Here is a 25,441-nt window from a genome sequence, read left to right as displayed (position 1 = left end):
CGGAGGCGCCCCTCCCCGGAGCAGGGGAGGGGCGCCTCCGAGTCCGTGCCGCCCGGGTCACTTCTTGGGCATGAGGACCGTGTCGATGATGTGCACGTCGGCATTGGCGGTCTTGACGTTGCCGCAGACGACGTTGGCGCTGTCGTTGACCTTGTAGGACTCGCCGGAGCCCGAGGTCGTGAGCTTGGACTTCTCCAGAGTCTCGTAGGAGCCGTTCTCCAGGTCCTTGGGAGCGAGCTTCTGGCCCACGACGTGGTACGTGAGGATCTTGGTGAGCTGGGCCTTGTCGGCGAGGACCTTGTCGAGGTCGGCCTTCGGGATCTTCGAGAAGGCGTCGTTGGTCGGCGCGAACACGGTGATGTTCTTGGCGCTGTTGAGCGTGTCGACGAGGCCGGCCTTCTTGACCGCGGTGACCAGGGTGGACAGGTCGGGGTTGTTGGAGGCGGCGGTGGCGACGGGGTCCTTGGCCATGCCGTCGAAGCTGCCCTTGCCGTCCTTGGGCACGGAGGCACAGCCGGGGCCGAACGGCTTGCTCATGCCGGCCATGTCGTCCGACGGATCGGCGGTGTCCGACTTCTTGGGCGACGCTGCCGACGCGCTGTCGGAGGACTTGTCCTTGGAGTCGCTGTCGGAGCAGGCGGTCAGCGCCAGCGGCAGCATGGCGGCGGCAGCGACGGCAACGGCAACACGGCGGACTCGAGTCTGCATGGAAATCCCTCAACGATCAGATCCGTGAAGGCAATCTGCCCTCATCGCCTGGAATCCGGAGCAGGTACGTCGACGGATTGGTCCGTTCCCCGAACGAGTGACCGCGTGTTCTGGCGTCCGGCCCCGATCAGGCAGGCAGCTTCAGCAGAGCCACCGGCTTCGAGGTGGGCTGCTTCGATCCGCCGGCCGGCTCCACCGTCACGCCCATGCCGGATGCCTCGCCCACGGAGCCGCTCATGAGGACGCTCTGATCGGCGCGGGAGGGGTTCATCAGGCCGGCCGCCCGCATGTGGGTGCCGTCGGCGAACCAGAGCTGGTACACCTTGCCCTCGGGCGGCGCCGCCATCCCCGAGGCCACGAACACGGCCCTGTCACGCTCGTGGGAGGTGACGACGGAGCCGCGCGCGCCTCCCGTGAGGGCCGCCGAGTTGACCTTGGCGTCCGGAGCCGAGAGCACCTGGGCGACCTGCTCCGCCTGCCGCTGTGCGGTCCGGGCCTCCTGGCGCGCCTCGTCCGCCCGGTCGTGCTGCCACAGCGTCGTGCCGCCGAGCGCCGCGGCCGCGACGAGGCAGGCGGCCAGGGCCCAGTGCAGGGGGCGGGAGCGGCGGGCGGAGGGCGGCTGCACGGGGACCGTCGGCGGAGCCGCTGCCGGCGGCGCTACCGAGTCCGCCGGCGGGTCTGCCGGCGGGTCCGCCGGCGGGTCCGCCACCGGTCGCGCCACCGGGTCCGCCGCTGAGGACGTCGCCGCCGATGACGCCTCGGTCGGTGGCGGCTCCTGCCGGACCGTACCGATCCGCCGCATCACCTGGTCCTTGAGCCCCTGTGGAGGTGTCGTCGTCAGGGCGATCGCCAGCCTGCCCGCCGTGGCCGACAGTTCAAGGACTTCCTGGGCGCACTCCGCGCACATGTCGAGGTGACGCTCGAAGGCGGCTCGCTCGTCGTCGTCCAGGGCGTCGAGGGCGTAGGCCCCGGTCAGCGCGTGCGGACCGATGTCGGTCATGCGGTCACCCCCAGGCAGTCGCGCAGGCGGATCAGGCCGTCGCGCAGCCGCGTCTTGATCGTGCCGAGGGGCACCGACAGGGCCTCGGCCACCTCCTTGTAGGTCAGCCCGCGGTAATAGGCCAGGCCCACCGACTGGCGCTGGACGTCGGTGAGGGCGCGCAGGCAGCGCCGTACCTGTTCCCGTTCGATGCGGGCCTCGACCTCCTCCGTCACCTCGTCGAACTCCGGGGTGTGGTCCAGGAGGGCGGCGCGTCGGTCGCGGGCCGTCGCCGCCTCGGCGGAACGGACGCGGTCGACGGCACGCCGGTGGGCGAGCGTGAGGACCCAGTTGACGACCGAGCCGCGCTCGGCCCGGTAGCGCCCCGCGGTGCGCCAGACCTCCACCAGTACCTCCTGGGCGACCTCCTCGGACTGCGCGTGGTCGCGCAGCACGGTCTGGACGGTGCCGAGGACGGCTCCCGCGACCGCGTCGTACAGCGCGGCGAACGCGTCGTGGTCGCCCGTGGCGACCCGGGCGAGCAGAGCCTGGAGGTCGGGCCGGGCCGACGGGCCGGCCCCGGTGCGGGCGGCTTCTGTCATGGGGTGAGGCCTCCGGACGCGGCGAAGGTGCGGCATGGCGCCCGTGTCGAGCCGGCCGGACCTGACCGACGGTCCCGACGACGCCGGCGCCGTCGGCACCGCTGACAGTGCCGGTGACCCTGACGACTCCGACGACTCCGACGACTCTGACGACACGGACGGCACCAGTAACTCACGACCGGGTGCGTACGCCGAGTGCCGGACACGGTTTTGTCGCGGCAGGGCCCATCCGCTGACCGGTTTGGTTCAGTCGACGGTGACGACGACGGAGTGCCATCCGGAGGCACCGTCGGGGATGGGCGCGGCCCGCTTCTCGGTCTGTGTCTCCCCGGTCCGGTCGGTGGCCCGCACGAACAGCGTGTGGCCGCCCTTGGTGGCCCGCCACTCGTAGGACCATTGCCGCCAGGTGTCCCGGGTGTCCTCGGCGGCCAGGCGGGCCTCCTCCCACGGGCCGTCGTCGACCCGGACCTCGACCTTGTCGATCCCTCGATGCTGCGCCCAGGCGACCCCGGCGACCATGACCGTGCCGGCCTTCGGGCGGCCGAAGGGCCTGGGGGTGTCGATGCGGGATTCCGTCTTGATGGGGGCGCGTCTGGCCCAGTTCCGTTCGACCCAGTAGGAGTCGTAGGCGTCGAACGTGGTCAGCTCGATGTCCTGGATCCACTTGCACGCCGATACGTAGCCGTAGAGGCCCGGCACCAGCATGCGGACGGGGAAGCCGTGTTCGAAGGGGAGGGGCCGGCCGTTCATGCCGAGGGCGAGCATCGCGTCGCGGCCGTCCATGACGTCGTCCACCGGAGTGCCGATGGTCATGCCGTCCACGGAACGGGCCACCAACTGGTCCGCCGGGCCGCCCCGGGAGGGCGGCCGGACGCCGCACCGCTTGAGCAGGTCGGCCAGGCGGACGCCGATCCAGCGGGCGTTGCCGACGTAGGGGCCGCCGACTTCGTTGGACACACAGGTGAGGGTGATGTCACGTTCGATGAGCGGCATCTTCAGCAAGTCGGCGTAGGAGACGGTCAGTTCGTGCCTGACCCCCTTGCCGTGGATGCGGAGTTTCCACGTAGTGGCGTCGACCTTGGGGACGACCAGGGCGGTGTCGACGCGGTAGAAGTCGTCGTCGGGAGTCATGAACGGGCTGATCCCGTCGATGCGCAGAGCGGCGCCGCGCGGGACGGGGGAGGCCGTGGACGATGGCGCGGGGAGGACCACGTCGTTGCGGGAGGCGACGGCGTTCTTGCCCTGTGAGCCGCTCAGTGCCCGGCCCGCGAGGCCGGCGCCGGTCGAGGCGGCGGCCGCGGCGGTGGCGGCGAGGATGAATCCGCGCCGGTCCCATCCCGGTCCACTGGGGGAGGCCTTCGCGGGTGATCCCGCCGGGGCGGGCGCAGGCTCCGATTCCCTCGGGCCGTCCTCCGCGTCGCCCGTCGGCCGGTCCGTGCCGTTCTCCCGGGCCGATGCTCCGTCGCAGGGAGCGAGGCGCCCGGTCATCCAGTACAGCAGGCCCGCGCCCGCCACGGCCCCGACGACGGAGGGCAGTGCGTCGGTGAGGCTCGTCGAGTCCGCCCGGCCGGTGGCGGCGAGCGCGCCCACCGCGCCGAAGGCCAGTACGCCGAGCGAGCCCGTCAGCCGCCTTCGGGTGGCCAGCATGCCCAGCGCGAGGGCCAGCACCGTCAGGACGGCGAGGATGCCGAGCTGGAGCACCAGCTTGTCGTTCGTGCCGAACTCCCGGATCGCCCAGTCCTTGACCCCGGGCGGGGTGCGGTCGATCGCCGCGCCGCCCACGGCGATGACCGGCCCCGACTCGGGCCGCACCGCGGCCGAGACCAGTTCGGCGACCGCGATCGCCGCGTATCCGGCCAGCAGGCCGCTCAGCGCACCCAGGGACAGCCCTTCGATGCCGCGGAGCGGCGGCTTGCGTGTTGCGTGGTCCATGGTCAGGAATCCGTCCCGGAAGCGTGCTCGGATTGGTCGTTCACACCTACGAGTCATCTACGAGTCATCTACGGGTCGTCTGCGGGTCGTCTGCGGGTCGTCCACGAGTCGCCGTCGACGGGCTTCCCTCCCCTCCATTCCCCTCCGTCGACCGCGCCGGACGGGCGACGGCTGACGGCGAACGAGTGAGGGAACGCGGGGCGACCAAGCCGCCGGACGCGGGGCGCCGAATTACGGGCGTTGTCACTGGGCGCGTCCTGCCCCAGTGCCCGGAGGTGTGGTGTTCGCGTGCGGGGGATCAGACATGGAACGACATGCGTGGAGGACGGGAGCGGGGAGTGGCGACCCGGCGCCGGACCGCGGCGAAACACGGCCGACCGGCCACCCGGGGGCGGAAGCCCGACGTGACGCGGAAGCCACCGACCGCGCGGCGCAGAGGATGCGTGACGCCGTCCTGGAGGCGATTCGGCACGTGGCACAGGAACGGCGGACCTGACGCGTACACACGCACACGTACCACCTGCGCACCAGCACATCAGCCCCCACGTACCACCCGCGCACCAACGCATCCGCCCCCACGTACCACCCGCGCACCCACTCACACGCGCACCGGTGGACCGCCGATGTGCGCCCGTTGCCCACGTCGGCCGTGCGCATCGGTCATGCGCCTCGAAGAGATTCCGTGCGACAGACACCAATCCGCACCGGGGGCGGCTCCGGATCAGAGGCGTCAGAAGTACGTGAGATCCGAGGCCGTCCGGCGCCACCGCCGAACGGCACAGGAAAGGGGCTCGCTGTGACAGCCCATCACATCGCGCGACTGACCGCCCTCGCCGCCGTCCCCGCCGCGCTGGCCCTCGCCGCCGTGCCGGCCGCCGCGCACCCGGGTCACGACGACGCCGGGTCGGGGCAGAGCTACCAGGTGAACCTGGAGCAGCTGAACGACTCCGGCGCCCGGGGAACCGCGCTCCTGACCATCGACGGCACCCGCCTGAACGTGAAGATAGAGGCGTCGGGCCTGGTGCCGGGACAGCCGCACGCACAGCACATTCACGGCTCCACCGACGGGCACGACTTCCACTGCCCCGACGCGAGCGCGGACAAGGACAAGGACGGCATCGTCACCACGGCCGAGGGTCTCCCGGCCTACGGAGACATCAACATCTCCCTGACCACCAAGGGCGACACGGCCAAGAAGAGCGGTCTGGCCGTCGACCGGATGCCCGCGGCGGGCAAGGACGGCAAGCTCTCCTACGAGCGGACCATCACCGTCTCGCAGAAGGTCGCCGACCACATCAAGGACCTGCACGTCGTCCAGCACGGCATCGACCCGAACGGCAACGGCAAGTACGACTTCGGCAAGGGCAAGAGCGAGCTGGACCCGAAGCTGCCCCAGGAGGCGACCGCGCCCGCGGACTGCGGCATGGTCAAGGGCGCGGCGGTCGGTTCGATGCCCTCGGGCGGGGTGGAGACCGGATCGGGCGGCACCGGTGGTGTCGAGTCGCCGGGGCTCATCGCCGGTGGTGGCGCGGCCGTCGCGGCGGCGGCGGGAATCCTCGTGGTGCGGCGCCGCAGGGCGGCACACACCGGCGGAAGCGCGAGCTGACATACCGTCATGATTCTTCGCTCCGCAGCGAATCGGCTGCGCGGTGACCGACGCGGCCGACGGCGTCGGCTGTCGGTCACCGTGGCCGCCGTCCTCCTGATCGTCGGCACAGGGGCCCTCGTGGTGGCGCTCTCCCGCCAGGAGCCGGCTCCGCCCGGCGTGCCGTCCGCGCACCGTTCGGGTTCCGCGGACACGGAGGGACCGCGTCGACGGCCCTCGTCGTCGCCGGAGGACGGATCGGGGCGCCCGGAGTCGGGGGCGGCGGTGATGGCTTCCTCCGCCCCGACTCGCCTGTCGATTCCGGACATTGACGTCGATACGTCACTGGAACGGCTGGGGCTCGGCCGGGCGCGGGCGATGGAGACGCCGAAGGACCCCTCCCGGGCGGGCTGGTTCACGCCCGGACCCACTCCCGGGGCGCAAGGCCCCGCGGTGATCGCCGGTCACGTCACCTGGAACAAGAGCAAGGCCGTCTTCTTCCAACTGGCCCGCCTGGACAAGGGAGATCGCGTCTACGTACACCGCGAGGACGGGTCGACGGCACGCTTCACGGTCACCCGGACCGAGCAGTACGCCAAGGACCGCTTCCCCTCCGTCGACGTCTACCGCAACCTCGACCACGCCGGACTGCGCCTGATCACCTGTGCGGGCACCTACACGGGCAGCCGCTACAGCGACAACGTCGTGGTCTACGCGCGCCTCGACCGGCCCGGCCGCTGACAGCGGGTGTTACGAGCGGGGGCCGACCACGACGCCGTGGCCGACGAGTTCGGCGCGGTAGTGCTGGGGGCCGAGCCGGTAGATCTTGGCCGCGCTGCCGTCCTGCTGGGGCCGGCCGCGGTCGGGGGACGCGGTCTCGGCCGCCACGGGGGATGTGGTGACGGTGATGGTCGGCTGCCTCTCGTCGTCCTGCCGGCCGGTCAGCGAGAGCACCGCGGCGGTGCCGAGGGCCACCAGGCCGACGGTACGGACGGTACGACGAGTGCGGTACGTGGCCATCGAGGCGATCCCCCCACGGGATATCAGGGTCTGCTGTTGCACTCCGTCAGATGACGGCCGACCGGGAATTGTTCACCGCGTTCTGTCCGCGTTCGGTAACAAGAGAATTCGGTGGCACCGCCCGGGCGGACCGTGAAACGGTCCCGGCATGCCGAGCACGATCAAGTCGTCCGAGTCGTCAGAGTCGCCGGAACCCGTAGGACTGTCCGGGTCCGCCACGTCGTTGTCCTCCGGGCCGTTGTCCCTCACGTCGTACGAGTCCTTCGACGGGACCACGATCGGTTCCGGGCGCCTCGGCTCGGGCCCGCCGGTCGTCATGCTCCACGGCTCCGGCGGCGGCACGCACTCCTGGCGGCCGGTGGCCGAACGGCTCGACGACCGGTTCGACCTGTGGCTGCCCGCCCGGCGGGGGTACGCCCCGAGCGGTCCGGGCCGCTCGCCGAAGCGGGTCGCCGACGAGGTGGCGGACCTCGGCGTCCTGATCGAGCGGATCGGCCGCCCGGTGCACCTGGTGGGCATGTCCTACGGAGCCACCATCGCCCTGCACGCGGCGGCGGCCGGGCTGCCGGTCCGCTCGCTGGTGCTGTGGGAGCCCCCGCTGTACGCGGCGGGCGAGGAACTGGGGCCTGTGCTGGCCGAGTTCGAGGTGCTGACAGCCGCCGGCGACCGGCGGCGGGCCGACCGGCTGCTGGCGGAGAAGGTGGCCCGGGTCCCGGCCGCGCTCCTGGACCTCATGGAGCAGAGCGGCCCCGCCGACGAGCGGCCGGCCCAGGACGAAGCTCCGCACGGCGAACCGCCCCACGACGCACCGTCCGACGCCGGGCCCTCCGACCCCGAGCACTCCGACGCCCCCGGCTGGACCCGTGACCTCGAAGCCATGGCTGCCGACACGACGGACGTGGAACGCTGGTCCGCCGTGACGGCCCCGACGCTCCTGATGCGGGGCGCCGACACCTGGCAGCCGATGCCGGAGACCCTCGACCGGCTCGCGGCCGCACTGCCCCACGTCACGTACACGGCGCTCCCCGGCCAGATGCACTTCGCGCCGTCGGTGATCCCCGAGGTCGTGGCGGCGGAGATCGCCCGCTTCCTGCCGCACGACTGAAGCCGGCGGTCAGCGCTCCACCTGGTGCCGGAGGCCGGTCATCTCGGGCCGGACCCCCGTGGCGTTGTCGTGGTCGACGGCCCGGACCAGCTCGGTGACACCGCCGTTCCTCTCCATGAGGAGGCGGCTCCTGTCGGTCAGGCCCTCGGTGTCACTGGTCTCCGGGCAGCGTTTCGGCGTGCAGTTGATGGCGAGGGCACGGAAGCCGTCGGGCGGCACGCGGCGCCGGACGCGGCGGCCTTCTCGGCCGGATCGGCCGGGAACCGCGTCGCGTTCGCCTGCGCGCTCGCCGTCCGGCGGGATACCGCCGAGACGGCGATGAGTCCTGCCGTGTCCGCCGGTCTGTATCCGTGAGAGGGGCCACCATCTCCAAGCGGGATGAACCGGACACGAGGAGAGCGCCATGACCGCCACGTACACGTTCGACGTCTTTTCCAGCCTCGACGGCTTCGGGACCGCCGAGGGCGGGGGCTGGACCGGCTACTGGGGCAAGCAGGGGCCCGAGCTCCTCGACCACCGGCTCGCCCAGTACGGCGCGGAGCAGCGGATGGTCTTCGGGGCCACCACCTACCGGGCGTTCACGCGGATGCTGGCGTCGGGCTCGGCGGAGTCCGAGGTGCGTGACCCGTGGGTCACACGCATGACGAGTCTGCCGGCGACGGTGGTGTCGACCACGCTGGAGGGGCCTCTCGACTGGGCGGACGCGGATCTCGCGCACGGGGACGCCGTCGACGTGGTCGCCAGACTCAAGAAGGAGTCGCCGGTGCCGTTGCGCTCGCACGGCAGCCTGTCGATGAACAGGGCGCTGATGGCGGCCGGTCTGGTCGACCGCGTCCAGGTGACGCTCTTCCCCGTGATCACCGGTCGGACCGGGCGTGACCCGATCTTCCGGGGCGCGGCCGACTTCGACCTCGAACTGATCGAGCACCGGACGCTCGACGGCCGCATCCAGGAACTCATCTACCGGCCCACCCTGCACGTCTGACTCCGCGGAAGCCCCTGAGGGAGCGCCAGGGAGCTCAGGCCGGCAGGCGGTTGCGGTGCGAGGCGCGCCGGGCGGCGGCCAGAAGCCCACGGATCTGGGGCCCCGCCTGGTCGATGTCGCTGACGGGTGTGGCGAACGGCAGCCGGACGTCGAGATGCTCCGCGGGGTACTCCAGGCGCAGCGTCATCCCGTACCGGTCGAGCGCGAGAGGGACCGCGCGGAGCATGCCCTTGGCCGGGCGCGGCTGCACCAGGCGGACCAGGAGCGGCACGAGTTCCGCGTGGCCGTCCACGAGATGGGTGAGCATGTCGGCCTCGCTCCCGGCCAGCGGGTCCGGCGTGGCATCGCAGAGTTCGTCCAGGCTGACGGCACGGCGGCCCTGCCCGTCCTCGTAGAACGCGGCACCGAACTCCATGCACGTGCTCTGCGAGGCCTCTTCGCTGTACGGGGCCGTGAGCAGCCCGGTGACGGTGACGCGGGCGCGCAGCCGGTCGCGTGCCGCGGTGGGGGCGATGTCGGTGAGTTCGAGGCGGGCCGGGAGGCGCGGGTGCGGCGATGTCACCCGCTCTTCGGGGGCGTGCAGATGGATGTGGCCCATCGCCTCCGTGCCGTCGATCCGGTGGACCTCGAAGTGGTGTCCGTCGCAGATCACCGTCATCGACTGCGCGGTGTGCAGGATCGAGTGCACGCGTTCGGCGGGGGTCGGCTGCGTGGTCCGGGCGCTGAGCAGGCGCATGCGGGTGCTCCAGAGCGGTTGAAGAGACCCAAGCAGGGAACTTAGGTATGCCTAACCTAACCTATCTGGAGTTGGGTGTGGAAGACCTCCTCGACCCGGCACGCCGGGCGCCGGTACCGGTCGGGTGCCGAGTCTCAGCGCACCGGGAAGCCGAAGGTGTGGCCCTGCTCCTTGAGTCGGGGCAGGATCCGGCGCAGGGCCTCGACGGTCTGGGTGCGGTCGCCGCCCGCGTCGTGGAAGAGGAGCGTCGGCCCGTTGGGCAGTTCGCGCTCGACGGTGGCGACGATGGCATCCGTACCCGGGCGCTCGAAGTCCTTGGTGTCCACGTTCCAGCCGAGCGGGCGCATACCGCGGGAGGCGGCGAGCTTGCGGCTGTACGGGGTGAAGGCGCCGCCGGGTGCCCGGTAGTACATCGGGCGCACGCCCCCGGACGCCTTGGTGATCATGCGCTCGGCGTCGAGTATCTGCCGCGACTGGTAGCTCTGCGCGTCCTTGTCCATGCCGGTGTTGTGCGACACCGAGTGGTCGCACAGCCGGTGCCCGGCCGCGACGACCTTCTTGACGACGTCCGGGTGGGCCTGCGCCTGTGTCCCCACCATGCAGAACGTGGCCTTCGCCCCGTACTCCCGCAGCAGGTCCAGCATGCGGGGAGTCCACTTGGGGTCGGGGCCGTCGTCGATGGTGATGTTGACGCCGCGCTGCCCCGCGTCCGAGGCGTGCGCGATCGTCGCGGAGACCGGCTTGACGGCCTTGGCCGGCGCCTTCGCCGAGGGTGACGCGTCGTCAGTGGTGCCGGCCTGCGCACTCCACACCGAGGCGCCGGTCGCGAGCATCGTCACCCCGAGCGCAGCCCCGATCACCTTGCCGTACCAGCCCCGCCCGCCGCTGTGCCGTGCCATGTCCGCCCCTTTGCGAAGTCCTTCACCATCCCGGCCGCCCTGCGACCACCTGGCATGACGGTGCACTGCGGCCGGAGGATCCCGCTGTTACGGATCGCGGACAATTCCGGGAGGGTTCGCGGACAACTCGTCGCGATCGGCGGGCGGGAGAGGGTGGTTCGTCGCGGTCGGCGAGATCTGCGAGATCTGCGAGATCTGCGAGATCCGCGCGATCGGCCGGATGTTGACTGTCCGCGGACATGTCCACGCCCGTATGCTCTGCGGCCTTCGCGCCCTGGGGGGTCTCGTGAACGGTCTCCGTGCGGTCCTCGTCTGCCTTGTTCTCGCGTGCGCCGCGGTCGTGTCGCCGACTGAGGCCACGGCCACGGCCACGCCCGTGCAGCCGAGTTGGTCGGCGCTGCCGGTTCCGGCGGCCGCCGCGCCGGTCACCGTGCTGGACCTCGCCGCCCGGGGACCGCGCGACGTCTGGGCGACCGGGTACGAGAACACCGCCGACGGGCTGCGGCCGATGCTGTACCGGTGGGACGGCACGGCGTGGCGCCGCGACACGGCCTTCCCCGGCGCGGGTGAGCAAGGCTGGCTCGGCAAGGTGCAGTTCGTCGGCAAGGAGGTGTGGATCCTCCACAACCGCGCGGGGGAGGGCGAGATCCTGCGCAGGTCGGCGACCGGCTGGAGCTCCGTTCCGCTGCCGCAGACCCTGTGGACCTACCAGGACTTCACCGCCGTGCCGGGGGCCGCGTGGGTGGTCGGCGAGGACGACACCGGTCTGAAGGTGCTGCGCCACGACGGTTCGGGCTGGACCGCGCAGTCCACCCCGGACGGGGTGCAGTACCTGATGGGGATCACCGCGCGGAGCGCCGACGACGCCTGGGCCTGGGCGGACACCAGCACCGGACCCGCCGTTCTGCGCTGGGACGGCACGGCGTGGCGGGACGCGAAGGTGACGCTGCCGCCGGACAGCAACGTGCACACGATCCTGCTCGAACCCTCGGGCCGGGCCACGCTCGGCGGCAGCCGGTACACCGACGGCGTCGCCCGCACCTACCTGATGACCTTCGACGGGCGTACCTGGAAGACCGGTTACCCGCCGCTCGGCGACACGTACACCGAGGCCATGGTGCGCGGGCCGGACGGCGCCCTGTGGCTGCCGGTGCGCAGCGACCGCGCGTTCCAGTCGAAGTACGCACGGGTGGACGGCCGCCGCACGACCTTCTCGTACGGCCCGGAGCGCACCGACGCGATCGACGTCAGCCCTCGCGCGCTGGCGACCGCGGGGTCCGCCCTGTTGTCCTTCGGGACCGTCGAGATCTACGGATCGAAACCGCATCTGATGAGCGAGCGGCTCGGAGGCCGACCATGACCCGCAGACATCTCGCCGCGGCCCTCGCCGCCGCCGTGGCGCTCACGACCGTCATGACATCGGCCGCGGCGGACACCGGGTCCTCACAGGGGTCCGCGCAGCGGTCTCCGCGGCAGTCCTGGCAGCACGTGCCCGTCCCGCCCCAAGTGCGCCCGCAGGCCGGGCTCAACGAGGCCGTGGCCTTCGGGCCGCACCGGGCCTTGGCCGTGGGCGCCGACGCCGTCGGCCGTCAGGCGCCGGGTTTCCCGCTGGTGCTGCGCTGGAACGGGACGGCCTGGCAGCGACAAGAGCTGCCCGGCATCCGCTGGCAGGGCGAACTGCTGTCCGTCGCCGCGACCTCGCCCACCGCGGTGTGGGCGGTCGGCCGCGACGCGGCGGGCGCCGCCCACCTGCTCCGGTACGACGGCACCTCGTGGGAGGAGAGCCGGGCGCCGAGCGGTGTCGTCCTGGCCAAGGCCGTCGCCGGGGGCGGCGAGACCTGGCTGACCGGTTCGCGCGACGGTGTGCAGGTGCTGCTGCGCAGGGACGGGCACGGCTGGCAGGACGTGCCGTCGCCGCCCGGATCCGTGAACGGCCTGCACGTCCTTGCCGCAGACGACGTCTGGGCCGCGGGCGCCTCCGCGTCGGGCGCGACCGTGTCGCACTGGGACGGGCAGGCGTGGCAGCAGACGATCGTGGACGGGTTCCCCCGGTCGGCCGTGGGCAGCGTGCTCGCGGTTTCGCCGACCGAGGTGTGGGCGGGTGGCACGGCCGGGTTCGTCGGCGGCCCGCCGGGCAAGCCGATTCCGCCGTTGCTGGTCCGCTGGGACGGGGAGAAGTGGAGCCAGGTGACGGTGCCCACCGGCTTCGGCGCGATCAGCTCGCTGGCGCCCGCCCCGTCCGGCGGGCTCGGCTGGGTCTCGGTGGCCCGTTCGCAGAAGCTGGGCCCGCCGGGCGGGCCGCCGATCGTCCCCGGGCCGGACTTCCTCGCCTGGAACGGGCAGTCGCAGTCGTTCACCGAGTACAGCGAGCCGGCGGTGGCCGGGGAGGGCGAGTCCCAGGTGCCGAGGCTCGCGCCGGTGCCGGGCACGGCGACGGTGTGGTCGGTCGGCCGCGCCGACGGCCCCGAGGGCACGTTCGCGCCGCGCATCCTGCGGTTCGGCTGAGACGGCGGGCGTGGTCGCCCCCCCGGCTCGAACGGCGCTCGGCCGCTCCCGGACGGGGCTCAGTCCCTCCCGGACCGCTCGCTTCGGACGGTTCCGTTCCGCCGCCGAACGGGCGGAGGCGTTTCTCACATCCGGGCAAGAGGCCCACTCGGGCGTGGGTTTGCCCGACTTTGGTCCCCGGGTGACCTGTTGCCCTGCCACCCGGTTGCCCGAGTAGGGTCGGGGCCTGCGTGACGACCGACCGCCGCACCCCGGCCTCCCGGCCCCTGCGAAGGCGTATGCGTACGTGGCCCTCCCGGCCCCACCCGGGAACGGCCCCTGGCGCGCGCCGGTATGGAATCCCTCCGTACGCACCGGGCACCGGGACGCGGCCGAGACGTCTCACGGGCAGTACCCGCGGGCCCCCGGGCCCGTACCCCCCACACAAAGAGTCGCGCGTGCGCGACCGCAGATCAGGAGCACCAGTGCAGGGCACCCCCCACATAGCCAGCACACCGCACGACGGGCGATGGTCGTCGTCGATACCCGCTGCCCGCAGGGAGCAGCACACGGCGCGGTACACGGGACCGCGGGACACGGAACGGCACATGCCGCAAGGCGTGCCCCACCGCGCGACCCCCGCGCCCCGGCGCCCCCGGGAAGGCGAACCCCAACTCCCCGTCTTCATCGACCGGTCGGGCTGGCGCAGGCGCGCGCTGCAAGGCATGGCGCTGGTCGTCGGCTGCGCCTGCCTCGGCTATCTGCTGTTCGTCGGCACGCTGGTCAGCGGCCTCTGGCAGCCGGTCGGCACGCACCCGCCGAGCACGAAGAGCCCGTCGGTAGCCGACCGGGACGCCGACCGGACACGGCAGGGCGCCGGCGCACAGGTCCGGGACGAGGCCCACCGGCAGCAGACCAAGGCCCGTGCGGACCGCGACGAACACCGCCCGCCCGCCGACAGATCCGCACCGTCGGCCGGAGACCCCGGGCAGTGACCCCGCGAACCGCTGTCCGCCGCCCGCCGCGCGGACACTGGCTCGTCCTCCTGCTGGTCCTCCTGGTGGTCGCCGTCGCCCTCGTCTTCGAGGGCTGGACGACCCATCAGGTCGACGCCGCGCGCACCAAACCGCTGTGCACCCGGCCGATCCCGCGCGAGGCCGACGACGGAAAGCCACTGCTGCGCTTCGGCCGTAAGAAAGTCGCCACCGCCGCGATGCCGCCGGGCACCGTCGCGCTCACCTTCGACGGCGGGCCCGACCCGGTGTGGACGCCCCGCCTGCTCGACCTGCTGCGCAGGCACCACGCGCAGGCGACCTTCTTCGTCTACGGGAAGGACGCGGCCAAGCACCCGAAGCTGATGCGGCGGATCCTGTACGAGGGCCACGAGATCGGCTCGTACACCTACAGCGGCGGTGACCTCGGGGTCGCCTCGCCGCTGCGCGCACGCCTCGAACTGTCGCTCACCCAGAGCGCCTTCGCCGGTTCCGCCGGCATCAACACCACCCTGCTGCGGCTGCCGCACACCACGGCCGCCGACACGCTCTGCGGCCCCCAGTGGCCGGCGGCGCGGCGCGCGGCGGAGCAGGGGTACCTCGTGGTCGCGTCGGACCACAAGGACCGCAAGCCGTGGCGGGGTCTGGTGAGCCAGCACAGCCAGACCGACCTCGGCTACCACGAGGCCCAGGACCTGCTGCGGGACCGCAGGGTGGAACGGTTCACCACCGTCAGCGGCGGTCTCGGCCGGCCCTCCTTCATCGAACAGGCCCCCCTGGCCCAGGAGATCAAGGGCCAGGGCCTGATCTGGTCGCAGCGGCTCGGGCACGCGTTCCTCACCGTGATGGTGTGGACGCTGACCCTCACGGGTGTGCTCGGCGTCCTGCGGATGCTCCTGTTCGCGGTGTTCGCGCGGCTCCACGTGCGCAGGCTGCACCGGTACCGGCCCGGTGCGCCGAGGCTGCGCGAGGTCCGGGACCCGGTGACGGTCCTCGTGCCCGCGTACAACGAGGAGGCCGGTGTCGCCTCCACCGTGTACTCGCTGCTCGCCTCCACCTACCCGCACCTCCAGATCATCGTGATCGACGACGGCTCGACCGACGCGACCGCCGACATCGCCGAGGGCATCGACGACCCGAGGGTGACGGTGATCCGGCAGGCCAACGGAGGCAAGCCGAGCGCCCTCAACACCGGCCTGGCGCACGCCCGGCACGACATCGTCGTGATGGTCGACGCGGACACCATCTTCGAACCGGAGGCGCTCGCCCGCCTCGTCCAGCCGCTCGCCCACCCGGCGGTCGGCGCGGTCAGCGGCAACACCAAGGTCGGCAACAGGCGCCGTCTGCTCGGCAAGTGGCAGCACCTGGAGTACGTGCTCGGCTTCAACCTCGACCGCCGGATGTTCGAGGTCCTGGAGTGCATGCCGACGGTGCCCGGAGCGATCGGCGCGTTCCGCAGGGACGCCCTGATGGGCGTCGGCGGCGTCAGCGACGAGACCCTGGCCGAGGACACCGACCTCACGATGGCGCTCTGGCGGGCCGGCTGGCGCGTCGTCTACCAGGAGTCGGCGGTCGCCTGGACCGAAGTGCCCGTCACCGTGCGGCAGTTGTGGCGTCAGCGCTACCGCTGGTGCTACGGCACCCTCCAGTCGATGTGGAAGCACCGGCACGCGGTCACCGAGGTCGGCCCTGCCGGACGCTTCGGCCGTCGCGTGCTGCTCTACGTCACGCTGTTCCAGATCGTGCTGCCGCTGTGCGCACCGGTCGTCGACCTGTTCGCCCTGTTCGGGGCGCTGTTCCGGGACCCGGTGGAGGCCGCCCTCGTCTGGTTCGGCTTCCTCTCCGTCCAACTGGTCACCGCCGCGTACGCGCTGCGGCTCGACCGCGAACGGCTGCGCGTGCTCTGGGTGCTGCCGCTCCAGCAGTTCGTCTACCGGCAGTTGATGTACCTGGTGGTCATCCACTCCGTGACCACGGCGCTGCTCGGCACCCGCCTGAAGTGGCACAGCATGAAGCGCACCGGCACCGCCGATCCGTATCTGCTGGATGCCCCGTCCGGCGGGACGGCACCGGCCGGGCAGCCGGGCGGGGAGCCGCTCGACGGGCCGCACCCGCGCGAGTTGGACCTCGCACCCGACCAAGGGAGCCGACGATGACAGACCCGCTCGACCGGCGGGCCGCACGCGCCACACCCACGGGGGAGCACCAGGGGAACGGCGGGCGGCCGGTACGGGTGACGGGCGAGCTGTGGCGCCCGGAGCCGTACACGGATGCCGCCCCCGACACTGACGGGCGCCCGGAAGCGGCCTCGGCACCGCCCCCGGCCCCGGACGGCGCCACCGCCCGCGACCGCTTCGCCGACCGCCCCAGCTCCCGCTACGGCCCCCGGCGCGCCCACGCCCGGCAGCCGAAGAGGCACAGGAGGCTGCGGCGCGCGGTGCTCGTCGTCCTGGGCGTCGTGGTCCTCGCGGCGGGCGGTACGTACGGCTGGGCCGAGACCCGGCTCAACCGTGACGTCGACCTCGGCGCGTACGGGGACCGTCCGCCGCCGGGCAAGGGCACCAACTACCTGATCGTGGGTTCGGACAGCCGCGACGGGCTCTCCGAGGGCGCCGTGAAGGACCTGCACGCGGGCGGGGGCGGCGGACGGCGCACCGACTCGATGATGCTGCTGCACACCGGCGCCCACGGCAGCAGCATGGTCAGCCTGCCCCGCGACTCCTTGGTGACCTTGCCCGGCCGCCTCGACACCACGACGGGCAAGACGAAGCGACCCGAGGGGGACAAGCTGAACGCCGCCTTCTCCTACGGCGGCCCCGAATTGCTCGCGCACACCGTAGAGAAGAACACCGGGCTGCGCATCGACCACTACGCGGAGATCGGCTTCGCCGGGTTCGTGAACATCGTCGATGCCATCGGCGGCGTCCGGATGTGCCTGGACCGGGACATCAAGGACAAGAAGTCGGGCGCCGACCTGCGCGAGGGCTGCCACGTCCTGAGCGGCAAGCAGGCGCTCGCCTTCGTCCGCCAGCGGCACCAGGAGAAGGAGGGCGACCTGGGCAGGTCGAGGAACCAGCAGAAGTTCCTTTCGACCCTCGCCCATCAGGCCGCCCGCCCCGGCACCCTCTTCGACCCGACGGAGATCGGTCCCGCCGTGCAGGCCGGCCTCGACACGCTCATCGTCGACAAGGACATGAACCTGCGCGACCTCAGCGGCATGTTCCGCGCCGTGCAGGGCGTCGCGGGCGGTGACGGCAAGCAGATCAACATGCCCGTGTCCGGCTTCGGCGTCCCCACGCCCAAGGGCAACGTACTGAAGTGGGACCGCGAGCGGTCGGCCCGGCTCTTCGACGACCTGCGGCACGACCGGCCGGTGACGGAGAGGGGCGGCCGGTGACGGAGCGGCTCCGGCGCGGACGGGCGCCGGGACCGGTTGCCGGGGGTCTGCGCGAGGCGGTTCGACGAGCGGGTGCCGGCGGCGGCCCGACGGCCGGACGAGGCGCCGGGGGCGGGAGGAACGGACGGGCACCATTCCTTGCCCCGGAGTACCCGCGCTCGTGGACAAGTACCACAGAGAGCCGATCAGCTGCCCCAAAGCGGGGCATAGTACCCGTCGCCCGATGGCCGAAGGTGCCCCCTCGCGAGCCGCGCCCCAAGCGTCGCATGTTTGCATGTGCCCATGATCATCAACCCTCAGCAAACACCCGGGGCGCGGACGTACGTGGACCGCGTCCTGGAGCACTGGCACGAGGACGAGGACGCCGAGGCGCTCGTGCAGGGAGCGCGACGGCTGACCCGGGGAGAGGCCCGCCGGCAGCTGTTCCGCCTCGGACACGCGCTGCGCGGGCAGGGGCTCGGACCCGGCGACGGAGTGGGGCTGTTCCTGGCCAATCGTGTGGACTCCGTGCTGGTGCAGCTCGCGGTCCACCTCATCGGCTGCCGCGTCGTGTTCCTGCCGCCCGAGCCGGGACCCGGCGAACTCGCAGCCCTGGTCGAGCAGTCCCGGGCGCGCGCCGTGGTCACCGACCCGCTCTTCGCCGCCCGGGCCGCCGACGCGGCGGGCCGGAGCGTCCACGCGCCCGCGCTCCTCAGTCTCGGACCCTGCGAGCAGCAGTGCGCGGACCTGCTCGCCCTGGCGGCGGAGTGCCCCGAGGAACGCCCCGCCGGCGTACCCGCCCCGGCGGCCGACGAGGCCGTCACCGTCCTCTACACCGGCGGCACCCTCGGCCGCCCCAAGCTCGCCGCGCACAGCCACCGGCTGTACGACACGCTGGTGGGCCTGGTGGACGAGTCCTCCGAGGACTCCCGGCCCGCGGTCTTCCCGAGCATGGACACGGGCACGGACCGGGTGCTCGCCGCCACGCTCCTCACGCACGGCAGCGGCCATCTCACCTCGGTCCAGGCGCTGGTGACCGGGTCCGTCCTCGTCGTGCTGCCCGAGTTCGAGGCGGGCGCGGCACTTCAGGTGCTGCGCGAGGAGCGGATCACCGCCACCATGTTCGTACCGCCCATGATGTACGCGCTCCTCGACCACCCGGAGTGCGAGCCGGGCGCCCTGCCCGCGCTGCGACGGGTCGTCGTCGGCGGCGCGGCCACCTCCCCGAGCCGGCTGCGGCAGGCGGTCGAGGTCTTCGGCCCCGTGCTCAGCCAGGGGTACGGGCAGTCGGAGGCGCTCGGCATCGCCGCGTTCGGCGCGGAGGAGCTCGCCACGGAGGGAGCCCTGCGGCCCGAGCTCTGGCGCAGCTGCGGCCGCGCGATATCCGACACCGAGATCGAGATCCGCGGCGAGGACAGCACGGCCGCGCTGCCGGTCAGGCAGGTCGGCGAGGTGTGCGTCCGGGGCGAGACGGTGATGCTTGGCTACTACGAGGACCCGGAGCGTACCGCCGAGGCCCTGCGGGACGGCTGGCTGCGCACCGGGGACATGGGCTACCTCGACCCCGAGGGGTACCTGTACCTCGTCGACCGGGCCAAGGACATCATCGTCACCGGAAGCACCAGCGACAACGTCTACTCCCGGGTCCTCGAGGACTTCCTGCTCACCCTGCCCGGTGTGCGCAACGCGGCGGCGCTGGGCGTGCCGGACGAGAACTACGGCGAGGCCGTGCAGGTCTTCCTGGCCACGGCCGAGGGCGCGGACGTCGACCCGGACGAGGTCGGCCGTGCGGTGACCGCGGAGCTGGGCGACCTGTACACGCCCCGCAGGACGGTCCTGCTCGACCGGCTGCCCACGACCAAGGTCGGCAAGGTGGACAAGAAGGCGCTGCGCGCGGAGTGGACGAGCGGGGCGCTGAGCGCGACGTAGGCGCGACCGTCGCCGCCACAACCGGCCGTCGCCGCTTGTCGCGGGCGGCGGGTCGTCGCGGGCCGGCGCGCCGGCTCCCGCCGGAGTGCCGGCCCGCCGTCGCCTATCCCTGCCGGCCCGCCCGCGACTCGTCGTCCGTCAGGCCCGCCTGGGCGATGCCGGTCCTCGACGTGACGTTCAACTTCCGCATGACACGCGCCACATGGTGCTCGACCGTGCGGGTCGACAGGACCAGGCTCTCGGCGATCTCACGGTTCGCCCGGCCCTGGACGACCAGCTGCGCCACCTCCCGCTCGCGGGGCGAGAGCTGGTCGCCGTAGCCGAGACGGCCGCGGCGGTGGGTGGTGACGATGTCGTGGCGGCGCAGAAGCCGTTGGCAACGGGCCACGTCCCAGCGCGCGCCGAGCTCCCGGTAGGCCTCGACCACGTCCTGGATGACGTCGGCGGCCGCTTCACCGTGCAGGCCGAGCAGGCAGCGACCACGGGCCTCCGCCGCCCGTGCGGCATCGAAGGGCCGGCCGAGCCCGCGCCACCGCGCCTCCGCGTCACCCAGCAGGCCGACGGCCTCCTCCGGCCGGCCTTCGGCCTCCGCGAGCAGGGCCCGGCACACGGTGAGCGCGGCACGGGCGGCGGGCGCGTCCTGCCACCCGGTCCCCGCGGCGAAGTCCGCGACGAGCCGCCGGGCTCGCGCGCTCTGCCCGCTGCCGTGCAGGGCCTCCACGGCCATGGGAGCCACCTCACCGGCCCATACCCAGCCTCCTGTGCGTTCGAGGCGGTGCAAGGTCTCCTCCACCGCCTCGCACGCCTGGCCCGGGCGCCCGGCCTCCAGGTGGATGCGGGCGGTGGCGGCGGCCGACGCGGTGAGGATGACGCCGGTGTCGTACCGGGTGATCCGGGCGGCCTCCGCGAGATCGCGGCGGGCCCGCGGCACGTCGCCGAGCAGGTGCAGCGCGGTCAGCCCGCGCACCAGCATGGCCTCCGATGTCAGATCCGGTATCTCCGCGTAGAGGCGGGTGGTGCGGTCGGCGGCGTCGTGCAGCCCCTGCCAGCGCCCCTCGTGCCAGGCGAGCACCAACTGGGCGGTCTGCGTGAGCCCTTCGAGGTACGGGCTCCTGCTGTCGGCGAGGCAGTGCGCGGCCCGTTCGAGGAACTCGCGGGCCCGCACGTCGTATCCGAGGGCGGTCGCGGCGTGCGCCAGGTTGGTCCAGCCCCGGGCGTGGTGCGCCGCCTCCATGGCGGTGTCGGCCGGGCCGTGCAGCTCCTCGGTGGCCGCCCAGGCCCGCGGATCGCCGAGCAGCATCAGCGCGGTGGCGCGGTTGGCGGCGATGGCGGCCCGCGCGCCCGGGTCCGTGACCTGCCCGGTGAGCGTCTCGCCGCGGTCGAGCCAGTGCAGGTGACGTTCGACGGGCCAGCCCTTGATGGAGGGGATGGCGGCCACCGCCATGGCGCGGGCGGCGGTCTGCGGGTCGGTGAGCTCCAGGTCGGGGATGGCGCGGGCGACCTCGTTCAGACTGTCAAGCGCCCCGCCGCTCTGATTGCGGAGCACGACGCTCAGGTGCAGCCTGATCTCGCCGCGCAGCCGGGGCGGCGGCGCGTCCTCGTCCAGGACGCGCCGTACCGCGGCGACCACATGCTCGTCGGCGCGGGCGAGTTGAGCGGTGCGGGCCAGCTTCGCGGCCGTGCGGACGCGGCCTTCGGGGCGCGGGTCCTCGGCGATGGCCCGCGTGTAGAGGCTGGTGGCGGTGGAGTAGTCGCCGGCCCGGGCCGCCCGGTCGGCCGCCACGACGAGACAGCGAAGACCTTCGCGTACGCGTCCGGCCGCGGTGTACAGCCGGGCCAGGTCGATCAGCGGGACCGGGCCGTCGGACGGACCGTCACCTGTGCCGTGGCCCGTGCTGTGCCCTGCGCTGTGCTGTGTGCCGCGACCCGTGTCGCGAGCCGTGAGGTCACCGCCTCGGTGCAGAGCCCGCGCGGCGCGAAGGCTGAGCCGGGCCAGCCGCGTCCCCGGCAGCCGGGCCAGCGCGGCCCGGCGGTCCAGCGGGTACCGGAACACGGGGCGCGGCCCGTCGCCCCGCAGCACGGCCTGCCGTACGCAGGCGTCCACGGCCGCCTCGGTGCGCTCGGCGGTGACTCCGGCCACCTCGGCGAGCACGGCTACCGGCACCGCCCGGTCGAGTACCGCCGCCGCTTCCACGACGCGCACGGCGTCCTCGCCGAGCCCCGCGTACCGCTGGGCGAAATCGCGCCGGAGCGCGGGCGGTACGTCGATGTCGCGGAGGGCTGTGAGCATGGTGCCGACCGCGGTCCTGGCGCGGTCTCCCGCGGAGGGCCACTCCTCACGGATCGTTCCCTCGCCGACCCCTTCCGCTCCGACCCTTTTCGCACTGGCCCTTTCCGCTCCGACCGTTTCCGCGCCGGTCCTCGCTGGGCCGGTCCTCTCTGCGCGGGGCCTTTCCTCGCGGATGTCCCGGACGACCGGTGGGGCGACCTGTGGCCGTTCGGCCGCCGCGAATGCGGCCCGTGTCCCGCCCCGCTCGCGCGTGCGCGACAACTCCCCGGCGGACCGCAGCAACGCTTCGGCCACTTCCGGCAGCCCGCCGGTCAGTTCGTGCACCAGGACGACCATGTCGTGCAGATCCTCGGCGGGCTGCGGCCGGTGGGCCTGCAGCCATCGGCGTACGAACTCCTCCGTCTGAGCACACGTCCACGCCCGGACGTCGATCTCCTCGACCGGGACCCGCGCGGGCAGCCGCACGCCGAAAACCGGCAGCCCCGGCGCGGCGTCCTCGGTGACGACCAGCCGCAGCCGGGGCGGCATCGCGGCGACCAGGTGCTGGAGCAGGGCGAGGGTGGCGGGGTCGGCACGGTGGACGTCCTCCACCACCAGGACGACGTCCCCGAGCGAGGCCAGCAGCGCCGCGACGGCTCGCGGCAGCACTCCTCGCCACACCTCCGGGTCGGTGACGGCCGCGGGCGGCCGGGGCAGACGGTCGGCCAACTCGGGTACGAGGAGTGCCAGAGCCCCCGTCAGGGCGGGGAGGGGGCGGCCGGAGGCACCGGGCCCGTACGGCAGGCCGGCCAGCGCGTCGGTGATGGGGGAGAGGGGAGTGAGAGGAGTGAGGGGAGTGAGGGAGGTGAGGGTCGAGGAGGGCGTGGGGGCTGCAGGGTTTGAGGTGCCTGAGGTGCTTGTGTGGTCTGTGGGTGCTGAGGAGGCTGAGGCTGTGTAGTCGGTGGGGTCAGTGAGCTTGGTGGGGTCTGCGGGATCAGAGGGTGCTGCGGAGGCTTGGGGATCTGCAGGGGTAGAGGAGGTAGAGGGGGCTGCGGGGTCGGCGGCGGGCGCGGACGGCGCGGCAGCGACGGGCCTCAGCGGGGTGTCGCCGACGGGCGTGAGTGCCGTAGGGGCCGACGCCCGGACGTCGGCTCCGGCAGCCACGCCCACCGTGGCCCGGCAAACCCCGCGCAACTGCGTCCACCCCGCGAACTCCGCCTCGCCGAGCACGTCGTCCACCAGACGGGAGACACCGGTCCCGGTCTCGCCCCGTACCACCGCGACGACCGGCCCCTCGCGCAGTGCCTCCCGCAGGCGCCGCGCCTCCTCGGCCCGCCCGACGGAACCGCTACCGCTCCCGCCGGCCGGCTCCACTTTCACTTCCACGTCTGCGTCTGCGGCTACGTCTGCGTCTGTGCCCGCGTCCACGTTCCGGATCATGTCGAAGGAACGTCTGTTCACGGCTCCGCCTCTCGCCTGCCGTCGTCTCCGGAGGCCCCGGTGGGCCGCCGCGTGTCGCGGGGCTCATGGGCTCTTCTCGCCGGAGCACGGCGTTCGTTGAACGGTGGTCTACTCGTCCCCCGGGCGAAGTCGCAATAGGGGCTCACCACCTACGGAATGCCGAAGCCCGGCGTCAGGGCGACGTCAGGGCGATGTCGGGCCGACGTCAGGGCCGACGTCAGGGGTTTTCAGGGCGGCGTCGGGGCCGCACGCCGACCCGGCACCCGACCTGCCGCCGGGATCCGGCACCCGACCCGGCACCCGACCTGGCACCCGACCCGGCACCCGCGCCGGACCCGCACCCTCCCCCCCCCAACCCCTGCCCGCCACTTTTTGGGTAGCGCTACGGATTGCTGGGCCCCGGCGGACTGGCCGATGCTCTGGCCCGTCCGACGACGTCACCTTCGTACGCCTCGGTCCCCGGCCGGCAGGACCGGACACAGGAAGAGCGGCTGTCCCCAACAGCCGTGCGACGTCACCGGACGGGTGCCGCACGGAGCCCCACTCCGTGCGGCACACACCCCACCCACCCCGTGTGGCCCCCACATCAAGCCTGGCCCACCCGACACGCCTGACCCATCACACATCGCATGTCATGGACACGGCACATGTACCACGTGTGACGTGTCGGACTCCGAGGGAGAACCCATGAAGATCGACGCTCGCGCCGTCCGGCGCGTACTGGCCGTCGGCGCAAGTACCGCCCTGCTCGCGGGAGTTGCCGCGACCTCCGGCGCCGTCGCCGCCCCCGTGCCGCCCGGCGGCGGTGAAGGGCGCATCGTCGGCGCCGACCGACCCGGCGCGGTCGACGGCTCGTACATCGTCACCTTCAAGAGCTCGGTGGCCCGCGCCGACGTCCCCGCCTCGGCGAAGGCGCTGGCCAAGGAGCACGCGGGCAGCCTGCGCTACACGTACACCGCCGCACTGCGCGGCTTCGCCGTGCGGATGACGGAGGCCGAGGCCAAGGAGCTGGCCGGCGACCCGTCGGTGGCACGCGTGGAGGCGGACGCCGTCGCGTACGCGGTCGACACACAGACCAATCCGCCCTCCTGGGGCCTGGACCGGGTCGACCAGCGCGATCTGCCGGTGGACAAGCGCTACACGTACGACACGACCGCCGCGAACGTGAACGCGTACATCGTCGACACCGGCATCCGCATGAGCCACCGCGACTTCGGCGGGCGTGCGGTCAGCGGGTACGACTTCATCGACAACGACTCCAACGCCTCTGACTGTCAGGGGCACGGCACCCACGTCGCCGGCACCGTCGGCGGCAGTTCGTACGGGGTCGCCAAGGGCGCGAAGCTGATCGGCGTGCGCGTGCTGAACTGTCAGGGCACCTCGGGCGACACCTGGGCGCCGGTCCTCGCGGGCATCGACTGGGTGACCAAGAACGCGGTCAAGCCGGCGGTGGCCAACATGAGCATCGGGGGCGGCAAGACCCAGTCCGTGAACGACGCGGTCGCGACCTCCATATCGTCCGGCGTGACCTGGGTCGTGGCGGCCGGCAACAACAACGCCGACTCCTGCTCGTACTCCCCGTCCTCCACGCCCTCGGCCATCACCGTCGGCGCCACCAACAGCCGGGACGCCCGCGCCACCGGCTGGTCCAACGGCCAGGGCTCCAACTACGGCACCTGCCTGGACATCTTCGCGCCGGGCGACAGCATCGTCTCCACGTCCAACTCCGGTGACAGCGCGTCCCAGTCGATGAGCGGTACGTCCATGGCCTCCCCGCACGTCGCGGGCGCGGCCGCCCTGCTGCTCGCCGCGAACCCGACGTGGTCCCCGGCCCAGGTCCGCGACAAGCTGGTCGCCGACGCCACGTCCGGCAAGGTCACCGACCCCCGCACGGGCTCCCCGAACAAGCTGCTGCACACGGGTGCTGACGGCAGCACCCCGCCCACCGGCAAGAAGTTCGAGAACGCGGACGACTACCAGATCCGTGACAACGCCACCGTCGAGTCCCCGCTCCCGGTCACCGGCGTCACCGGCAGGGCCCCCGCCAACCTGTCCGTGGCGGTGGACATCCGCCACACGTTCCGCGGCGACCTGAAGGTCGAACTCGTCGCCCCCGACGGCACGGCCTACCTCCTGAAGGACTACAACAGCAACGACGGCGCGGACAACGTCCAGGCCACGTACAGCGTCGACGCCTCGTCCGAGACGGCGGACGGCACGTGGAAGCTCCGCGTCACCGACAACTGGACGAACGACACCGGCACGGTCAACGCCTGGTCCCTGCAGTTCTGACGTGACACGTAGGGGGCGGGACCTCGTCAGGAGGCCCGCCCCCTACCGCGGGCCCCGGCGCACGGGAACTCCACGGGAGAGCCGGCG

Annotated in this window: 19 protein-coding genes; 11 read left to right on the top strand and 8 right to left on the bottom strand. The window is 72.7% G+C overall.

Translation table 11 applies throughout. The features are described 5' to 3' along the window. Window positions 1-57: 57 nt before the first annotated feature. From ACZ592_RS15765 to ACZ592_RS15750, 4 genes are all read right to left on the bottom strand, one after another. Window positions 58-708 (bottom strand): fasciclin domain-containing protein, encoded by a 651-nt coding sequence (locus ACZ592_RS15765; protein ID WP_471582102.1) that lies wholly within the window; start codon window positions 706-708, stop codon window positions 58-60. 127 nt (window positions 709-835) lie between these two features. Further along, window positions 836-1,708 carry an anti-sigma factor gene (locus ACZ592_RS15760; RefSeq protein WP_471582101.1) on the bottom strand — a complete coding sequence of 291 codons (873 nt, stop codon included), beginning with the start codon at window positions 1,706-1,708 and terminating at the stop codon, window positions 836-838. After that, window positions 1,705-2,289: an ECF RNA polymerase sigma factor SigK gene (sigK, locus tag ACZ592_RS15755; RefSeq protein ID WP_471582100.1), complete on the bottom strand. Its 585-nt coding sequence runs from the start codon at window positions 2,287-2,289 to the stop codon at window positions 1,705-1,707. Before sigK ends, ACZ592_RS15760 begins: the two co-directional genes overlap by 4 nt. Window positions 2,290-2,535: 246 nt before the next feature. Then, window positions 2,536-4,221, bottom strand: coding sequence for a sulfite oxidase (locus ACZ592_RS15750; protein ID WP_471582099.1), 1,686 nt, complete (start codon window positions 4,219-4,221; stop codon window positions 2,536-2,538). Between the two features lie 796 nt (window positions 4,222-5,017). Here ACZ592_RS15750 and ACZ592_RS15745 point away from each other — a divergent pair. Both ACZ592_RS15745 and ACZ592_RS15740 read left to right on the top strand, forming a co-directional pair. Then, the gene (locus ACZ592_RS15745) at window positions 5,018-5,827 is read left to right on the top strand and encodes a hypothetical protein (RefSeq protein ID WP_471582098.1); all 810 of its coding nucleotides are present in this window, start codon (window positions 5,018-5,020) and stop codon (window positions 5,825-5,827) included. A 9-nt stretch (window positions 5,828-5,836) separates the two neighbouring features. Continuing rightward, entirely contained in the window at window positions 5,837-6,547 is a 711-nt protein-coding gene (locus ACZ592_RS15740) for a class F sortase (RefSeq protein WP_471582097.1), read from the top strand. Window positions 6,548-6,556: 9 nt separating this feature from the next. Here the strand turns inward: ACZ592_RS15740 and ACZ592_RS15735 are convergent, their stop codons facing one another. Beyond that, window positions 6,557-6,826, bottom strand: a complete 270-nt coding sequence (locus tag ACZ592_RS15735; RefSeq protein ID WP_471582096.1) for a hypothetical protein — start codon at window positions 6,824-6,826, stop codon at window positions 6,557-6,559. Window positions 6,827-6,974: 148 nt separating this feature from the next. On the opposite strand from ACZ592_RS15735, the gene ACZ592_RS15730 reads away from it, so the two are divergent. Together ACZ592_RS15730 and ACZ592_RS15725 are read left to right on the top strand one after the other, a co-directional pair. Continuing rightward, window positions 6,975-7,931: an alpha/beta fold hydrolase gene (locus tag ACZ592_RS15730; protein ID WP_471582095.1), complete on the top strand. Its 957-nt coding sequence runs from the start codon at window positions 6,975-6,977 to the stop codon at window positions 7,929-7,931. A gap of 403 nt (window positions 7,932-8,334) precedes the next feature. After that, on the top strand, window positions 8,335-8,916 hold the full coding sequence (locus ACZ592_RS15725; protein ID WP_471582094.1) for a dihydrofolate reductase family protein: 582 nt from the start codon (window positions 8,335-8,337) through the stop codon (window positions 8,914-8,916). A gap of 34 nt (window positions 8,917-8,950) precedes the next feature. On the opposite strand, the gene ACZ592_RS15720 is transcribed toward ACZ592_RS15725, so the two are convergent. Together ACZ592_RS15720 and ACZ592_RS15715 are read right to left on the bottom strand one after the other, a co-directional pair. Continuing rightward, window positions 8,951-9,652, bottom strand: coding sequence for a DUF2470 domain-containing protein (locus tag ACZ592_RS15720; RefSeq protein ID WP_471582093.1), 702 nt, complete (start codon window positions 9,650-9,652; stop codon window positions 8,951-8,953). Between the two features lie 134 nt (window positions 9,653-9,786). Further along, complete coding sequence (locus ACZ592_RS15715) at window positions 9,787-10,551, bottom strand: polysaccharide deacetylase family protein (RefSeq protein WP_471582092.1); 765 nt, start codon at window positions 10,549-10,551, stop codon at window positions 9,787-9,789. 286 nt (window positions 10,552-10,837) lie between these two features. Here ACZ592_RS15715 and ACZ592_RS15710 point away from each other — a divergent pair, with 286 nt between their 5' ends. The 6 genes from ACZ592_RS15710 to ACZ592_RS15685 all read left to right on the top strand — a co-directional run bounded on the left by ACZ592_RS15710 (window position 10,838) and on the right by ACZ592_RS15685 (window position 19,332). Next, entirely contained in the window at window positions 10,838-11,911 is a 1,074-nt protein-coding gene (locus tag ACZ592_RS15710) for a hypothetical protein (RefSeq protein ID WP_471582091.1), read from the top strand. Then, window positions 11,908-13,056 carry a hypothetical protein gene (locus ACZ592_RS15705; protein WP_471582090.1) on the top strand — a complete coding sequence of 383 codons (1,149 nt, stop codon included), beginning with the start codon at window positions 11,908-11,910 and terminating at the stop codon, window positions 13,054-13,056. Before ACZ592_RS15710 ends, ACZ592_RS15705 begins: the two co-directional genes overlap by 4 nt. A gap of 587 nt (window positions 13,057-13,643) precedes the next feature. Further along, the gene (locus ACZ592_RS15700) at window positions 13,644-14,030 is read left to right on the top strand and encodes a hypothetical protein (RefSeq protein ID WP_471582089.1); all 387 of its coding nucleotides are present in this window, start codon (window positions 13,644-13,646) and stop codon (window positions 14,028-14,030) included. After that, window positions 14,027-16,183 carry a bifunctional polysaccharide deacetylase/glycosyltransferase family 2 protein gene (locus tag ACZ592_RS15695; protein WP_471582088.1) on the top strand — a complete coding sequence of 719 codons (2,157 nt, stop codon included), beginning with the start codon at window positions 14,027-14,029 and terminating at the stop codon, window positions 16,181-16,183. The genes ACZ592_RS15700 and ACZ592_RS15695 overlap by 4 nt, the downstream gene beginning before the upstream one ends. After that, window positions 16,180-17,424, top strand: a complete 1,245-nt coding sequence (locus tag ACZ592_RS15690; RefSeq protein WP_471582087.1) for an LCP family protein — start codon at window positions 16,180-16,182, stop codon at window positions 17,422-17,424. The genes ACZ592_RS15695 and ACZ592_RS15690 overlap by 4 nt, the downstream gene beginning before the upstream one ends. Before the next feature lie 282 nt (window positions 17,425-17,706). Beyond that, window positions 17,707-19,332, top strand: coding sequence for a class I adenylate-forming enzyme family protein (locus ACZ592_RS15685; protein ID WP_471582086.1), 1,626 nt, complete (start codon window positions 17,707-17,709; stop codon window positions 19,330-19,332). 103 nt (window positions 19,333-19,435) lie between these two features. On the opposite strand, the gene ACZ592_RS15680 is transcribed toward ACZ592_RS15685, so the two are convergent. Continuing rightward, window positions 19,436-23,041, bottom strand: coding sequence for a helix-turn-helix transcriptional regulator (locus ACZ592_RS15680; protein ID WP_471582458.1), 3,606 nt, complete (start codon window positions 23,039-23,041; stop codon window positions 19,436-19,438). A gap of 708 nt (window positions 23,042-23,749) precedes the next feature. On the opposite strand from ACZ592_RS15680, the gene ACZ592_RS15675 reads away from it, so the two are divergent. Next, window positions 23,750-25,354: a S8 family peptidase gene (locus tag ACZ592_RS15675; protein WP_471582085.1), complete on the top strand. Its 1,605-nt coding sequence runs from the start codon at window positions 23,750-23,752 to the stop codon at window positions 25,352-25,354. Window positions 25,355-25,441: the final 87 nt, after the last annotated feature.

This window comes from Streptomyces sp. NPDC040622 (assembly GCF_055593965.1).
Note: the sequence above shows the minus strand (reverse complement) of the source record. Positions and strands in the feature narration are given on the sequence as shown.